General features: G+C 44.1%; 11 protein-coding genes and 3 pseudogenes. 7 read left to right on the forward strand and 7 right to left on the reverse strand.

Annotated elements, in window-relative coordinates; translation table 11 throughout:
* Positions 1-21: 21 nt before the first annotated feature.
* A pseudogene (locus LYNGBM3L_RS31090) lies at positions 22-339 on the forward strand (XisI protein); the annotation flags it as partial.
* Positions 340-395: 56 nt separating this feature from the next.
* On the forward strand, positions 396-1,139 hold the full coding sequence (locus LYNGBM3L_RS31095) for an isochorismatase family protein (RefSeq protein ID WP_008190782.1): 744 nt from the start codon (positions 396-398) through the stop codon (positions 1,137-1,139).
* A gap of 47 nt (positions 1,140-1,186) precedes the next feature.
* Here the strand turns inward: LYNGBM3L_RS31095 and LYNGBM3L_RS31100 are convergent.
* From LYNGBM3L_RS31100 to LYNGBM3L_RS31110, 3 genes and pseudogenes are all read right to left on the reverse strand, one after another.
* Positions 1,187-1,622, reverse strand: a pseudogene (locus LYNGBM3L_RS31100) (RNA-guided endonuclease InsQ/TnpB family protein); the annotation flags it as partial.
* 63 nt (positions 1,623-1,685) lie between these two features.
* Positions 1,686-2,750, reverse strand: a complete 1,065-nt coding sequence (locus LYNGBM3L_RS31105; protein ID WP_044495626.1) for an IS4 family transposase — start codon at positions 2,748-2,750, stop codon at positions 1,686-1,688.
* A gap of 57 nt (positions 2,751-2,807) precedes the next feature.
* A complete protein-coding gene (locus LYNGBM3L_RS31110; protein WP_008190789.1) occupies positions 2,808-3,650 on the reverse strand; it encodes an RNA-guided endonuclease InsQ/TnpB family protein in 843 nt (280 codons plus the stop codon).
* A gap of 393 nt (positions 3,651-4,043) precedes the next feature.
* Here LYNGBM3L_RS31110 and LYNGBM3L_RS31115 point away from each other — a divergent pair, with 393 nt between their 5' ends.
* Together LYNGBM3L_RS31115 and nadC are read left to right on the forward strand one after the other, a co-directional pair.
* Positions 4,044-4,847 (forward strand): SDR family NAD(P)-dependent oxidoreductase, encoded by an 804-nt coding sequence (locus LYNGBM3L_RS31115; protein WP_008190792.1) that lies wholly within the window; start codon positions 4,044-4,046, stop codon positions 4,845-4,847.
* Between the two features lie 136 nt (positions 4,848-4,983).
* Positions 4,984-5,841, forward strand: a complete 858-nt coding sequence (nadC, locus tag LYNGBM3L_RS31120) for a carboxylating nicotinate-nucleotide diphosphorylase (protein WP_008190794.1) — start codon at positions 4,984-4,986, stop codon at positions 5,839-5,841.
* A 391-nt stretch (positions 5,842-6,232) separates the two neighbouring features.
* Here nadC and LYNGBM3L_RS31125 read toward each other — a convergent pair whose 3' ends face one another.
* From LYNGBM3L_RS31125 to LYNGBM3L_RS31140, 4 genes and pseudogenes are all read right to left on the reverse strand, one after another.
* A complete protein-coding gene (locus tag LYNGBM3L_RS31125) occupies positions 6,233-7,648 on the reverse strand; it encodes an ABC transporter substrate-binding protein (RefSeq protein WP_008190799.1) in 1,416 nt (471 codons plus the stop codon).
* A gap of 546 nt (positions 7,649-8,194) precedes the next feature.
* Positions 8,195-9,622, reverse strand: a complete 1,428-nt coding sequence (locus LYNGBM3L_RS31130; protein ID WP_044495551.1) for an ABC transporter substrate-binding protein — start codon at positions 9,620-9,622, stop codon at positions 8,195-8,197.
* Between the two features lie 59 nt (positions 9,623-9,681).
* Positions 9,682-11,106: a serine/threonine-protein kinase gene (locus tag LYNGBM3L_RS31135; protein ID WP_008190803.1), complete on the reverse strand. Its 1,425-nt coding sequence runs from the start codon at positions 11,104-11,106 to the stop codon at positions 9,682-9,684.
* A 462-nt stretch (positions 11,107-11,568) separates the two neighbouring features.
* Positions 11,569-12,481 (reverse strand): annotated as a pseudogene (locus LYNGBM3L_RS31140) (LysR family transcriptional regulator); the annotation flags it as partial.
* Positions 12,482-12,599: 118 nt separating this feature from the next.
* Between LYNGBM3L_RS31140 and LYNGBM3L_RS31145 the strand changes: the two are divergent.
* The 3 genes from LYNGBM3L_RS31145 (at position 12,600) to LYNGBM3L_RS31155 (ending at position 16,646) form a co-directional block, all read left to right on the forward strand.
* Positions 12,600-13,316, forward strand: coding sequence for an NnrU family protein (locus LYNGBM3L_RS31145; RefSeq protein ID WP_008190806.1), 717 nt, complete (start codon positions 12,600-12,602; stop codon positions 13,314-13,316).
* Positions 13,317-13,402: 86 nt separating this feature from the next.
* Positions 13,403-13,834, forward strand: coding sequence for a thioredoxin (gene trxA / locus LYNGBM3L_RS31150; protein WP_008190808.1), 432 nt, complete (start codon positions 13,403-13,405; stop codon positions 13,832-13,834).
* A 745-nt stretch (positions 13,835-14,579) separates the two neighbouring features.
* Positions 14,580-16,646: an NAD(P)H-quinone oxidoreductase subunit 5 gene (locus tag LYNGBM3L_RS31155; protein WP_008190813.1), complete on the forward strand. Its 2,067-nt coding sequence runs from the start codon at positions 14,580-14,582 to the stop codon at positions 16,644-16,646.
* Positions 16,647-16,707 lie beyond the last annotated feature (61 nt).

Here is a 16,707-nt window from a genome sequence, read left to right on the forward strand (position 1 = left end):
TCAATGGCAAACCTAGAGTAATATCGGCAACTCGTCAAAGAAATTATAACCGAATATAGTAGCCACAAACCCGCTTATGGTGAAGTAGAAGTGGAATTAATCTTTGATACCGAAAGAGACCGCTACCAGCTTGTCCATGCCGGATGGAGTAATCATCGCCGTATTTATGGTTCCACAATCCACATTGACCTTAAAGATAATAAGATTTGTATTCAAAATGATGGTACAGAAGTTGGGATTGCTAACGTCTTAGTTGAACGCGGTATCCCTCACCAAGATATTGTTCTGGCCTATCATGCCCCTTACCTCAGGAAATTTACTGACTTCGCAGTAGGATAAGAAATAATAACTGAGCTTTTTAAATTGTCCATACCAAGAATAACCAGGAGGTTTTGATGGTAACTGCTTTAAGCACTCCCGATGCAACCTTAGCAGCAATTGAAGCCGCCTTACCCATTGACCCTCAGCCCTATACTATTGGCGATCGCGCCACGGGTTTGATCGTTGTGGATGTGGTCAATGGCTTTTGCACTGTTGGTTTTGGTCCTTTGGCTCCAACAGAACCAAATCAACAAATAGCCACCATGGTATCAGAAAGCGATCGCCTAGCCAAAGCTTTCACAGCCAAAGGTTGGCCAGTCTTAGCTTTCCTAGATACCCACGAACCAGGCAAACCAGAACCTCCCTATCCTCCTCATTGCGAGAAAGGGTCTGGGGAAGAAAAGCTGGTTCCTGAACTGGAATGGCTAGAAACTCATCCCCACACCACCTTAATTAAAAAAGACTGCATCAATGGTTTTATTGGTTCCATTGATGTAGATAGTGGCAACAATAGTTTAATTCGCTGGATAAACCAGCACAAGCTAGAAGCCTTAGTAGTTGTGGGCATCTGCACAGATATTTGTGTAATGGACTTCGTGGTTACGATGCTATCAGCACGCAATCATGATATGGTACCAACGTTAAAAGATATTGCCGTCTATACCGAAGGTTGTTCCACCTTCGACCTCTCCGCAGAGATGGCAGCCCAGCAGGGTTTGCCAAAGACGGCAATTCATCCCCAGGAAATCGCTCATCATGTTGGTTTATACACCATGGCAGAGCGTGGAGCGTTCATTGCTTCTACAATTTTGATGTGACCAATCCCAAGTTCAAAACCAATTGACACTCCCCGCCCGCTTATGAGCGGGGATTCTTCAATCAACGATTCGACGTGGCTCTTCCAGGTCGGAACCAAGAAGAGTAGAGGCCAAATCTCCTGAAGCGTTCGGATCTAGGATCCAAGTTCCGACGTGCCCCGTCGTACTTATGGCTCTATTTCGGATATTGATGGCAGCATTGTGGTCTCTATCTAGTTCGCACCCGCATTCACAAACATGAGTTCGAGTAGATAATGACTTTTTGACAACTTCGCCACAATCGGAACAATTCTGGCTAGTATAGGCAGGATTGACAGCAACTGTTATCCTGCCAAACTTGACACCAAAATATTCCAACCATTTCCTAAACTGATACCAACCTGCATCATTAATAGACTTGGCAAGGCAATGATTTTTTACTAGGTTTTTTGCTCTCAAGTCTTCATAGGCGACCAGATCGTTAGATCTGATTACGCAACGCGCCGGAGACGAAACCTTAGAAGAGTGCAGCCTTACAACAAAACCTGCCACCTTTGATGCATAGCCCTAAGTACAGGACAAAAAGCGAAGAGAGTGGCGAAACTCGCAGTCAAATTGTGTAAAATTAAAGAACAGACGGCGCAAATAATCAAAGCCACAGCGAAAAATGCTTTTGGCTTTACGCCCATGCTTTTTGATGGTAATCGGTTGGCATTGAGACAGCCACTGACCAGTGCGAAAAGCCCAACACAAAGCAATAGTGAGTAAAGCGACTAAACGACTCAAACGCTCAGAATCTAGTAAATGAGTATCTTCGAGGTTGAAACCACGACTCTTAAAAATGCCAAACAAAGTTTCGATACCCCAGCGATGAGCATAATCACTCAGTAGATCGGGAGGGCTTTTTGGAGGAGCAACCACCACCAGTAAAGAATTATCTTCGAGACGAAGAGCTTCCACATCCACCCAATGACCCCACAAACAGCGACTGGTTTTGAGTCTCTGAGATTGACCAATCTGAAGATGGGCAAAAACGACACGAGCTGACAAGGTGGTGTGACCATCTCCCAAGCTATCGCTGTGGCGAATCCGAATCCTGAAAGGCATCATTGGTTGTGAAAGCAAGTATTGTAACCACTGGTTTCCCAGAAATTCTCGGTCAGCAGCAAGATAGGCAATTTGATGTTGACAAAACAGTTCTATAAACTCCTCCGATAATTCTATACGTTCACCAGTGTCGGAGTTTCCTTTCTTGTCGAGCATCCACCACAACAGTGGAAATGCTACCCCCTGATGAACAATGCCCAAGGTGAGAATATTGAAGATTTTGTGACCAAATTGCCACTGTGTCCGGTCTAAGCTTAACACCCAAGGTTCAGGAATCTCCATCATCGAGACGATTAACTTAGCCACAGCATAGTAGTCTAGCTCAAAGTCTCGGAAAAATCTTTGTAGTCGCTTGTAGTTAGATGATGTTTTTGCTGTGCCCATAAACCCGGTGGCTAGTTGTGTGAAGTTTACGGTTTTGACTCGAAATAGAGCAATCAGAAACAGTGCCAGGAAGCTTAGTCGCGCTCCATGCCATTTCAGATCAGGTTTCAATGTTTGCACCAGCAAGTTAACCTGGTTCATGAGGGTTTCGTTGAAAGTTGTTGTTTTTTCCATGAAACCCTTTTCCTGTCTATCTTTTCAACTTTTTGTCCTGTACTTAGTGCATAGCCTACCAACTATAAAGGCTGCACTCTTCTTGCGGTAACTTCTAACCAGTCTCTTGGCGTGTTCTTCACGTTGCCTACTTATCTTAAGATGTTGCCTGCCTAATTTATTAACGGCTTTTCTACGATTGGATGAGCCTTTCTTTTTTCGGGAGACCCGACGTTGATAAAACTTTAAGCGTTTTTCTCCATTGCGGTAAAACCGAGGGTTTGGTTCGCTGTATCCTTCGGAATCAGTATAGAACTCTTTCAGTCCTACATCCAAACCAATAGTCTTGCCAGTAGTGTCTAATTCTTCCGTCACTTTAACAGCAACACAGAATTGAACATAATACCCATCAGCTCGGCGAACTATGCGAACCCGGTTGATTTGTTTTTTATCAAAGCGCCACAAGTCCCAGGTACCCTTAAGCTTGAGCTTCCCGATCCCTTTCTTGTCAGTGAACGTTATTGACTTTTTGTTAGGGGATAATTTCCATCCTGACTTTTTGTACTCAACGGAATGTCCACGTTTATGAAATTTCGGAAAACCTTTCTTTCCGGGTACCTTTTTCTTGCAATTATCATAAAAACGAGCAATCGATGACCATGCCCTCTCAGACGCAGCCTGACGGGCAGTAGAGTTCAATTGATTAGCAAAAGGAAACTCTTTGGCTAGAATCTTAGAATACTTACTAAGGTCGTTCTTGCTGGTTCCCTTGTTATCCATCCACAGGCGAATACAGCTATTCCTTATGAACTTGACAGTCCTAATAGCTTCGTCTATAGCTGAATATTGAGACGGCTTCCCTTTTGCTTTGAACTCTAGTACAATCACCGAATTTCGACCTTATTCGATACACTTTTATATTAGCAGAGTACATATAAAAGTGTCAAACCCATGCCAATAAAAAAGCCGTCCTTCTAGGACGGGGCTTTAAACCCAGAATTTTTGGTAAAATTTTAAGCATTCAGCCGTTGGCCTTTGGCCACGCTACTTGAGGTGCCGTCAGCCGTAAGCTAAAGGCTCACGCTACTTGAGATGCTTTTTGGAACAGGCTTTGGCCTTGGCCTTTCGGCCACGCTATGCGAATGGCCACGCTGTGCGAACGACCCTGGGACTTCACTCATATTAAACCAATGCTTACTTGTTTTATTCAAAAGCTGATAGCTGATAGCTGATAGCTGATAGCTGAATACTTACGTAAAATTTACCTTTTTAATAAAAAAAATGAAATCTCGACTAACAATTGTCACAGGTGCAAGCGGCGCTCTGGGTAACAGTTTTGTTCAACACTTTATACAGCAAGAAAATACCACTTGCGTAGCCATTTCTAGATCCCCTATGGAAACGGATGCCCTGCATTGCCAATTCGATCTTCTCGATAGCCAAGCCGCAGAGCAAGCCATCACTAATCTCGAGCTTTCGGAAGTTTCTGATGTGATCCTTATCCATGGCGTAGGCAAATTCAAATATGAAATCGAGACAGAAACCACCGAGGCAGACTGTGATGAAAAGGGAATTGATGATGAAATATTATCATCAAACTACCATACCTTTGTCAACGTAGCCCAGCCACTTGTCGAAAAACTTAACCAAGAGCATAAATGCAATCGCCAGACGACCCTTGCTCTTTGTGGTTTCGGTTCTGTTACGGATAAATATAAGATCCCTTTCTGGCGCTCTTATACTTACGCCAAAGATACCTTACGGAGCTATATCCAAGACCTAGCTAAGTCAGAAGACTGGCAAGGACTAATCAGGGGACGGTTTATCAATGTGAGTACTACAGACACAGGTAATGAAAACAAATTGCGACCCAATGCAACAGCTGAAGAGAAAAAATATTGGCTCAAGCCAGAAAAAATCGTCAAGCAATCTCTAGAATCTCTGGAGTCCTTGCAGCCTCTGTGGCAGGAAATAGATGTCTATGAACCCATGCCAGGATTCGAGCCAGACGACTATTACAGCAATTACGATAAAATTCAAGAAAAATGGCAACGACAGATGGGAGTGCCATCTTCATTAACTTAACTGCTTTTTTGCTAAACTTTTAACTGAGTAGTATTTCCTTATCCTTTTTTGGCAATAAGATAGGAAATACTCCTGGATCTAGGAAGTATAAATAGTAGTCTAATTGCTGCATAGGAAATTAAATTGGTTAAGAGTTATGGCAATATTACCTCCCCCAATAGTGTTAGACTCTCTACTGCATCAATGGCTCAAAGAAGATATTGGTAGAGGCGATCGCACCACCCAAGCTTTGTTCGCTCAAGAAGTTAGTTCTGGAAACGGACAATGGATCGCTAAGCAAGCAGGTACAATTGCGGGACTGACAATTGCAGCGCGGGTGTTCTATTTATTAAATGAAAAGGTCAGCTTTATCCCCCTAGTAGCAGAGGGAGAAAGTTGTCAGCCAAGCCAAGCCATTGCTCGTTTTCACGGACCATTTGATGCTTTGTTAATGGGAGAGAGAGTAGCTTTAAATCTAACTATGAGTCTGAGTGGCATTGCTACCCTAACCCGTCAGTATGCCGAAAAAATTGCTGATTTGCCTGCTCAGTTGGTGGATACTCGCAAAACTACTCCAGGCTTAAGACTCTTGGAAAAATATGCAACTCAAGTGGGAGGAGCTATTAACCATCGCATGGGCTTGGATGATGCGGTGATGATTAAGGATAATCATATTCAAGCGGCTGGGGGAATTGGGGAAGCGATCGCTCGAATTCGTAAGACTATTCCCTATCCTATGACCATTGAAGTAGAGACAACAACTCTCGCGGAAGTAGAAGAGGCTATCGCCCACAATGCTGATATTATCATGTTGGATAATATGCCAGTTGAGCAGATGGAGGTAGCAGTTAAGCTAATTCGCGTACGCAACAACAACATTAAAATTGAGGCATCGGGTAATGTTACCTTAAAGACGATTCGTGCAGTGGCAGAAACAGGAGTAGATTACATCTCCAGCAGTGCTCCCATTACTCGCTCTAGTTGGTTGGATTTGAGTATGAGATTAGGGAGTTGAGATAAACAGTAGCACAACCGCACAGGGGATTTGGGAACAGGGAACGGGAAATAACCAATTTAAAGGCGTTGCTGATTCTGAGTATGGTTTCGCCCCCCTAGCCCCCCAAGCGAGGGATTGCTCGCTTGGGGGGAAAAACTCTCAAGCGATGCAGCGCGGTCTTGGGGGTTTCCCCCATGAGCGACTGCATCAAGACAAGTCCCCCAGAATTGGGGGATTTAGGGGGCTTTAATAAAACCAGATTATCGCGCATTCATTCCTTAATTCAGCAACGCCCATGAGCTTACCAATTTTTAAGAATATTCCTACAGATTAATAATCTCCCCATCTCTCCATCTCCCTATCTCCCCATTATCATCGGTAGCAAACATAAATGAAATTAATATAAGGGTTAAGGAATTGGCACAAATTCATACTCCAAGCTAGAACTATTACTTGGTTCAATTGTCACCAAATTGACCGGTTGATAGCGATCGCCTGATGGAAAAAAACGAATCGGAGCAGCAGCACCTCTAGCAAAAAAGTTCGGTGCTGAAAGTTCTTGTTGAACTCCGCTGCGAGTAGGATTATGTCTAATCGCCGCACTTAAGGCTTGGACAGCATCATAAGCCATGGCTGTGCGCCAGTTAACATCAATACCCCAAAGCTGATCAGCGGTTTTCGGAAATTCAGAACCAGGCTTGGCTAGGGGATGCCAGGGTAATGCTACTACCATCCCTTCAGCATCTTTACCTGCTACTGTCAATGTCTTGGTATTGTAAACTTGATTTCCCGCCAAAATCACTAATTGTTGACCCAAACTATTGCGGTGTTTGCTATTGAGCTGAACCACATTTAGTACCTGATGTTGGGTGCTAGAATCAGCACCTAACATCAGCGCTTGAGCACCACGATGAATCGCTTGTTTAAAGCTTTTAGCAGCACTAAAATTTTTCTCAGACACGTCAAAATCACTAACTACTCGTCCTCCTTTCAAGAATACAGCGGTTACAAACTCTGACTTAAGAGACTGACTAGACTCACTTTGAGAATTGTAGAAAACAGCAACATTATGCTGCTTGAGGTCTTGCACCATGTGTTTAGCTAATGCTCTACCTGCCAGGAAATCATTCGGGACAGTACGAAAAACAAAATTGCTAATTCCTGATAGGTTTACTGAAGTGCTAATGGGCGAAATCGTTACCAATTGACCGGATTCATAGCTATCTGCTGTAGCTTGAGTAACCTTGCTGTTGAAATTACCAACAACTGCCAAAATCTCTGGCTTACTTACCAACTTCAATGCTAATTTTTTGGCCACCTCTGGATTATTATCATCATTAGCGATCAGTACTTTGACAGGAATACCTTTAATTCCACCAGCTTGATTGATTTCCTGTTGAGCTTGAGCCACACCCCGAAGTATATCTTTAGCAGTATTTATGTCATCACTAATGGACACAACAGCAGCAATCGTGTAATAGGGTTTTTCCCCAATACGAGCGTTATTAAGGTAGATGAGAGCTTCTGGATCATCACGGTGGAGGTCTAAGGATTCAGTGAATTTCACCACTGCCTCGTCGTAATTAACAGCAGTAACCGCTTCTACTCCTAGCTGTTTTTCCAGTGTTGTTGAATCAGAAAATAAAATATGGTCTCCCCCACTCAGGTAATTTGGTATCATTGTTTTCTCTGAAGACGTATTTTTCGATACCAGCATAGATAAGGGAGATGTGGTCACTTTAAACCACCACAGACACCCAGATACCAAAGCTAAGGAGATCATCAATGATAGCCCAAGAAGCTTAGTTTCGTTGTTCTGATACATACGCTATTGCTAATTTTTATACATGCCAACCCTGTTGATTACCCGGAATAATGCTTAATACTAATTTGTTTTGTAATCTTTCAAGGTAATTGATGAGTGGAATGGTTGACGGTTAACGGTTGACAGTTGAAGGTCAACGAAAAACCATCAACGGCGCTTGAAATAGTGACCCTGTAGAATACAACTGAATACAACTGAATACAACTGAATACAACTAAATACAACTAGTTAACAAAAGCCCTTGTTGGATACTCCTGGTTAAGTAAATAACTTATGGAAATAACTTATGGAAATAACTTATGGTACAAGATTTGAGCACTGATCAGGTGACAAAATGGCAAAAATATTTATCAGTCCTGAGTTCTTAGTCCTGATTCCTTAATCCTTAGTTCTTAGTCAACTCGACTGTTGCCATTGCTGAATAGGGTTTGGGTACTCAATTCGAGTTAGGTCAGTTACCGATTACCGATTACCGATTACCGATTACCGATTACCCTCAATCATTCCAGAATTGGGCAACGCTCTTATTTCTATGTTGCCCCGTTTCTACTTGCTAGGAATCGGCACAAAGTCATAACCAAAGCTGGAACGATTACCTGGTTCAATCTTGACCAGCTGGACAGCCTGGTTGCGATCGCCTGATGGTAAAAACCGAATTTTGCTGGATACTCCTTGGGGCTGAAAACCTGATCCGGATAGGGAGTTTTGCACACCGGAACGGCTTGGCTGCTGTTTAAGGGCTGCAATTAAAGCTTGAGTAGCATCGTAAGTCAAGGCAGTGCGCCAGTTCACATCTGAACCCCATAATTTCGTGGCGGCTTGGGGAAAGGGGGAATTTGGAGCGCCCAAAATATGCCAGGGGACTGCCAACACCATACTAGCCGCATCCTTACCACCGATTTGCAAGGTCTTGGGTTTGTAAAGACTATCCCCTGCTAGCATCGGTAAACGTCCATCATTGACTTGCACTACTAGTAACGCTTGGTCAAGGGTGGCGGAATTGGGGGCTAAGATCAACACTTCTGCACCTGTTTCGATCGCCTGTTGGACATCAACAGCAGCATTAAAGTTAGGTTTAGTAAAGTCAAACTCTCTCACGACCTCGCCGCCATCAGCAAACAGGGCAGTGGTAAATGCATCAGCAAGAGATTGGCTGTAGTTGCTCCGGGAATTAAAAAAGACAGCTGCTTTGCGTAGATTTAATTGATTTAGCATGTAGCGAGACAGGGCGCTACCAAAAAAGCGATCGCTAGGGATAGTCCTAAAGACATAATTACCCAGTCTTGAAATAGTTACTGAGGTACTAGTCGGAGAAATCACCACCAACTGATTCTCTTGATAAACCTCTGCGGCTGCCAGGGTGACCTCACTGCTAAAATGACCAATAACCCCCAAAACATCTGGATTATCCACAAAAGCTTTAGCTATTTTTTTAGCAACCTTGGTATCATTGTCATCATTAGCAATCAGCACCTTCAATGGTATATTATTAACGCCACCCCTAGCATTGATTTCCTGTTGGGCTTGGGCAACACCCCGTAACATTTCTTTGGCTGCATTTACCTCGACACCAATAGGTATTGAGATCGCAATTGTATAAGACTCAGATGTACCGATCCGAGCGTTATTGAGGTAAATCAAAGCTTCTGGATCGTTTTTCTTACTTTTAAGCGATGCCTCCAGTAAGGAAGCCGCTTTCCCATAATTCCCAGAAGCAAATGCTTTGACTGCTGCCTGTTTGGCTGGTGTTACCTCTTTTGGGATTAAGGTTCTATCTCCGGCACTAAGGTGCTCTGCTATGATTATCTGAGGCTTAATTTTTGTAGTTTTTGGAGTTACCTTAGCCCTAGGTTCATCTACCTCCGCAAATGGCAGTGTGATTATCTGACTTTTCTGAAGCCACCATAACCCTCCCAACACCATAGCAACCGTAATCACCATGGATAGCAAAAGAACACTCGTTTCGTTTTTCATCGGACATAAGTTCCGTTGTCAGTTACCCTGCATCATTCCTTTAATCAGCAACGCCCCTGCTATAGTATTCGAGATAACAGTTGATAAACCAGCCGGAAAAGTGCCGTCAGAGCGATCGCTGCTGCTGCAGCTAGAACTGATATTATGATAACTAACTGGATTGACTGCTGGACTCGCAGCACCGGGAAAAGTATCAAAAGTCCCAAGCTTATGCCTCCAATAATCACTAAGTCAATTTTTTCAATAAACCTGCGATATTGAGCATAAATTAGCCCTCCCAAACTCATTCCCCATAAAAGCATACCCAGTGGGTTGGAGGAGACGATCTTAGCAAAAGCAGTTGCAGCAATGAATAATAAAGCTCCCTCAAATCCAGTAAACGCAGCCGCCCCTAGTACCTCAAGTAGAGAAAAGTTTGGTCTGAGGGGTTTGGATAGGGGTGAGTGGGTTTGTGGTCGCCTGGTGTGGGGCTGGGAGGGTGGGGATACTGGTAGAACTGAGCCATAATGGCGTTGAGGGGTTGTCTGAGCAATGTTTAAACAATTTATGGCATCAAGAACCTCCTGAGCAGACTGAAAGCGTTGATGGGGCATTGGCATAAGTAGTCGATTGAAAATACTCTCAAGTGCATTGCTGATTTGGATATAACTTCTCCAGTTCCATTCATGGGTAACAGGTTCGTAGAGTTCATTGGGTTCTCTGCCAGTCATCAAAACCATCACAGTCACTGCCAGAGCATACAAATCCGTTGAAGGGTAAATTTGAGAACCGGTCATTTGCTCCGGTGGTGCAAATCCGATGGAATAAATACCAGTAGACCTCGCCGCTGTTGATCCTGGGTTGACCTGTTGCTTAACTGCACCAAAGTCTAATAGATAGAGAAGCCCATTGCGATCGCGCATAATATTGGAAGGCTTGATATCGCGATGAATGGAGCCATTGTCATGGACAAATTGGAGGACTTTGAGAATTTCTGTTAACACTTCTATGGCTTTGGCTTCAGAAAATGCTCCTAAGGTGTTGAGTTCTTCCTCCAAGTTTTGTCCATCAATATATTCTTGTACCAGATAGAAAAACTGGTCTTCTTTACCCGGTTTCAGACTCGGCACAGTCAACGGAAAGTAGGCATACAAATCGGGGATTTGGGGGTGACGCCTGCCCAATTTCTCTAAAACCGTTGCTTCCCGCTCAAACAATCTGTGGGCAGTTTGTAGTTCCCTCTGGCTAATTCTCCCAGACGGTTGGAACTGCTTAACTACACATTGACGCAAGGTAGGGGTATAGCGATCGCGTGCTAGAAATGCGGCTCCAAATCCTCCTTTCCGCAGCAGCTGGGAGGGAATGTAGCGACTTGCTACAATCAGGGGCATACCACAGCTATTACAATACCTTTGCTCTGTGGTGGTTAGAGTGGTTCTGTTATCTAGATCATCAAAGTAATTATGGGGATTTGGGCAGCCAGGACGGGTGCAGAAAATTTCCATGTTTTAGAGGATCACTATGAAAGACAAGGCGCTACCAGGCATCTACTTGATACTCTACTAGAGTCTATTTATATTCCTCAATCGAGGGCTAGGCATTTGTACATTAGTTCTATAGTTTTAATCTATATCTATATCCAAATGCTAATGTTCATTCCTTGCTACCGCTTCGCGCTTCGCTCAGGTATCAGAGGTTAGAACTCAGCTGACAAGCTCTAGCAAGTCGCTCGTTGTTGTGTTTATTTTAGTCGTTAGCTAATATTAAACTCACGCCATTTTGAAGAAGCCCCTGGAATTTTTTGCATTACTGATCAGATCTTCTCCTGGGCAGCGGGATAAATTCCGTCACTTGTTTTCTACCCTTTCAACCCCCGGCTTCAGCGTGGGGGCTATCCACTTCTAGATTGTTGGGATTAGTTACCATCCCTGATAGTGGCAAGGATTGCCCGTGCCATGCTACTGAGCCAAACAAGGGCAAAATCTGCCTACAGAAGGCTTCTGTTGCTTTGGAAAGGTAACGATTGGGGTTAATCACCAAAGACAATACCCGTTTAACCACTACTCCCTCTATTTTTGCCCTGTGTAGCACGCCCATTTGTAATTCTTTTTCAATAGCTGTAATCGATACAAAGGCAGCTCCTAGTCCTGACTGTACTGCGTTCTTAATCGCTTCAATGGAGTTAAGTTCCATCTCCACCTTAAACCGTTTAGCATCAATGCCACTGCGACCTAATACCTGGTCAATTACCTTACGGATGGTGGATTGGGAGTCCAAGGCAATAAACTGTAACTTATACAGGTCCTCTTTTTCGATCTTCTCCAAAGAAGCCATGGGATGAAATGCAGGCAAGATTAGCACTAGCTCATCTTCAGCATAAGGACTAATGGTCAAGGTTTCCTGAAGTTCTAGGGGAACTTCACCACCAATAATGGCCAAATCCACCAGTCCATTGGCTACACCCCAGGAAGTGCGGCGAGTGGAGTGAACCTGTAATTGTACTGTCACTTCAGGATAGTGTTGTCGGAACATACCAAGCATCCGAGGTAGTAGATAGGTTCCGGTAGTTTGAGATGCACCAATAATTAAGGTCCCACCTTGGAGACTTTGTAAGTCGTCAATGGCTCGGCAGGTTTCCTGGCATAGAGCCAGAATTTTTTCCCCATAGTCCAACAGCAGGTGTCCAGCTTCGGTCAGTTGGGCACGGCGTCCACCCCTGTCAAATAACGGCACCTCTAACTGTCGCTCTAAATTTTGTACTTGCAGGCTGATAGCAGGTTGGCTTACGTATAGACTATCAGCAGCACGCTTGAAACTCCCCTCAGTAGCGATCGCTTTGAGTATACGGAGTTGATCGAGAGAAAAAGGTAGGTCAGACATAGGGCTAAACCATTAACAGAAAGGAGCGAGCTGAAATCGACACTAACATAACCAGGACTCAAATTCTTGCTCTTTTTTGCTATAATAGAGCGTTATTTCTCATCTATCACCCTTGCCTATGGTATTTCCAAATTGGCTGAGTGTCAGCCACTTTGTCATGTTTGGGTTGCTATTGACTTTTGCGATCGCTCATAGTGGTTTAGCCGCCCTGCGTTCTAAGGGTGAACAAATAATTGGTCCAAGGCTTTATCGTATTGTCTTTGCTTTAGTGAGTCTTCCGCTAGCAGTTGTATTAATTATTTACTTTTTGAACCATCGGTATGATGGTCTACAGTTGTGGCTCCTTCAGGACCTGCCAGGGATGAAGTCATTAGTATGGGGGCTTTCAGGGATTTCGTTCTTGTTTCTTTATCCAGCTACGTTTAATTTATTGGAAATTGCTGCGATTCAAAAGCCCCAAGTCCATCTATATGAGTCTGGCATTATGCGGGTTACCAGGCATCCCCAAATGGTAGGACAAGTAATATGGTGTATTGCCCATACCCTCTGGATTGGTAGCACCTTTACCCTATTGACCTCCGTGGGATTAATTCTCCACCATCTTTTCGCTGTCTGGCATGGAGACCGCCGGTTGTTGGCACGGCATGGAGAAGCCTTTTGTACAGTCAAAGCTCGCACATCGGTAATCCCTTTTTTGGCAATTATCCAGGGACGTCAATTCCTGAAATGGCAAGAGTTTGTTCGTCCGGCATACCTAGGAGTCATCGGTTTTACTGGGCTGTTGTGGTGGGTACATCCCCTCATGATTACAGCTGTAGCCCAAGTAAATTGGTAATTAGGGCATTTCTGTTGTTCAGATGATCCCGATTCGATGTAGCATGATCCCAAACAAATGTAAAAACCCTTATATTTTAAAAAACCATGGTATTGTCTGTTGATGAACGGACGTTTTCAAAAACAGTTTTAGACTCTTCCACCCCAGTTATCGTTGATTTCTGGGCCCCTTGGTGTGGAGTGTGCCGGTTTGTTCACCCCATACTTGAGGAATTCCAAACTCAAGGAAGCAATTATGTCAAGGTTGTCAGAGTAAACGCCGATAACAATCTCAAGCTTGCCAATACCTATCGACTCAAGACCCTACCGACATTGCTATTCTTTGAGCAAGGTCAGTTGGTCTCACGAATAGAAGGTTTCCAAGGTCGGGATGAGCTGCTCAGGGAAATTGCCAGGCTGCTCAAATCACACTGCCAATACCCAGATTTCACCAAGGACTTGGATAAAAGGCAGCGCCAAGGTTTGAAAGCTTTTTCGGTCAATATCTCCTCAAGAGAAATTATAGGTATTAGGTATTAGGTATTAGGTATTAGGTATTAGGTATTAGGTATTAGCTATTAGGTATTAGGTATTAGGTATTAGGTATTAGGTATTAGCTACAAGAGGGTAATGGTACAGAAGGAAAGCTTTTGAGAGCCTCCGTGCTTGACCAGGCGCTAGCCAACTAGGTCAGAACACCCTTAGCCATTCAACCTAAAAGCCTAGAACCTTAACTTAAACTAATTAGCGCGCCTTAACCTAATTAGCCATTGAATTGGTCATCGGTAACCAGGTTGTGGGTTTACCCTTTCCCATGACCAATTACCGATTGCCAATTACTAATTGGTTTCTGACTCTTGTGCCTGATCTGTGCCTGTGAATTTATAAATTATCGATTATAGCACTTCCATTCCTAGTAATTGGCAATGGCTCCGTAACGAAAAGATAAATTTTTGTTAACTAAACTTTTTTTATTATTTTCATCAATTAGTCCGATTATCTCATGATGATTACCCATTTTGATGAGATATTTTGTGATGAAGATTACGAAAAAGGTTAAGATTTGTATCAGATATGAGACCTTAGTAGCCTATTCACGGGATGGCGGCTGTTGGTAGTAGTCGCCGCAAGCCAATGCCGACCGTAAGTCCATGGCCTAGGCTGCTATAGTGCAGTTGAGATTAAAGCGTCTGGCCTTCTACAGACAAACAAAAAGAAAAACTTTAGACATGAGCGGTTAACAGTTTGCCAAAATAGTAACGAAATCTGAAGTAGGCTGTCTTAAATGGAACCGCTTTATCAATATGCCTGGCTAATCCCAGTGTTTCCCTTGGCAGGGGCAATGCTGGTTGGTCTGGGGCTAATTTCCTTCAATAGAGCAACGAACCGTCTGCGGCAGCTGTTAGCTGTATTTATTGTCTCCTGGTTGGGGGCGTCCATGGTGTTCTCCTTTGCTATACTCTGGAGTCAATTTCATGGTCATGAACCCTATCAACGCACCCTGGAGTGGGCTGCTGCTGGCAATTTTCACCTAATGATGGGCTATACCATCGATCACTTAACGGCACTGATGCTGGTAGTTGTGACCACCGTAGCTTTTCTGGTGATGATTTATACCGATGGCTACATGGCTCATGACCCCGGTTATGTGCGCTTTTATGCTTATTTAAGCTTGTTTAGTTCCTCTATGCTAGGGTTGGTCGTTTCTGCCAACCTGTTGCAAGTTTATATTTTCTGGGAACTGGTGGGAATGTGTTCCTACCTGTTAATTGGATTCTGGTATGACCGTAAGGCAGCAGCAGATGCTTGTCAAAAAGCTTTCGTGACTAACCGTGTCGGAGACTTTGGTCTGCTGTTAGGCATGTTGGGACTCTACTGGGCAACTGGCACCTTCGACTTTGATGTCATGGGAGCCAATCTGGAAGCCTTTGTGGAATCAGGTTACCTGGGTGCAGGCATGGCAGCTGTGTTCGCTGTCTTAGTGTTTCTAGGTCCGGTGGCTAAATCCGCCCAATTTCCCCTCCACGTTTGGCTTCCCGATGCCATGGAAGGCCCAACCCCGATCTCTGCCCTAATTCACGCCGCAACCATGGTAGCTGCTGGGGTGTTTTTGATTGCCAGGATGTACCCCGTGTTTGAAGGGATTCCAGTCGCCATGACTGTGATTGCCTGGACGGGAGCATTTACCGCTTTCTTAGGGGCAACCATTGCTATTACTCAAAATGATATTAAGAAAGGGTTAGCCTATTCAACTATGTCTCAATTGGGTTATATGGTAATGGCAATGGGCATTGGAGCCTATGGTGCTGGCTTATTTCACCTGATGACCCACGCTTATTTCAAAGCCATGCTGTTCCTCTGCTCTGGGTCAGTAATTCACGGTATGGAAGCTGTGGTTGGCCATGACCCGATTTTAGCTCAGGATATGCGGTTAATGGGAGGCTTGCGTAAGTTTATGCCCATTACCTCCCTGACATTCCTAATTGGAACCTTGGCAATTTGTGGAATTCCCCCCTTCGCAGGGTTCTGGTCAAAAGATGAAATCTTAGGCAGTACTTTTGAAGTAAGTCCAATACTTTGGGGAATTGGCTGGCTGACTGCTGGAATGACTGCTTTCTATATGTTCCGGATGTATTTCTCTACCTTTGAAGGGGAATTTCGGGGCAATGAAATGGAAATCCGTCATCAACTCAAGGAAGCTGCTGGTGTAGCTGTACCTGCTTTTGGTCCTGGTGCTATGGATGTACGGGAACTTGAAGCTCAGGCTGACCATGATCACCACGACCACCACCACAGTGAGTTTCCCCATGAGTCACCCTTAACGATGACTCTACCGTTGTTAGTCTTAGCCGTGCCATCGGTACTGATTGGTTTGGTGGGAACTCCCTTTAACAACTACTTTGAGGAATTTATCCACCCAGCCAGTGAAACCATAGCCGAAGTCGTGGCAGAAGCAGAAGCCTTTGACTGGTCAGAATTTCTGATTATGGGCGGCAGTTCCGTGGGAATTGGTCTGATTGGGATTTCCGTTGCGGTACTGATGTACTTACAGGGCAAGATTGACCCCAATGCGATCGCTAAAAAAATCCAGCCCCTATATCAGCTGTCTCTCAATAAGTGGTACTTCGATGAAATTTATGACCGGCTGTTTGTTCAGGGAAGCCGTCGATTAGCACGGCAAGTTATGGAGGTAGACTACCGTATCGTTGATGGTGCTGTAAACCTGACTGGCTTTTTCACCCTGCTCAGTGGTGAAGCACTGAAATACGTAGAAAACGGTCGTGCCCAATTCTATGCTCTAATTGTCTTCCTCGCAGTACTGGGTTTAGTAATTGTCTCAGGTGTGACCTGACCTGCTTTGTTAATTGTTAGTTGTTGATCAAAAATTAACAATTAACAATTAACAATTAACA

The organism is Moorena producens 3L (assembly GCF_000211815.1).
GTDB classification, from domain to species: Bacteria; Cyanobacteriota; Cyanobacteriia; order Cyanobacteriales; family Coleofasciculaceae; genus Moorena; species Moorena producens.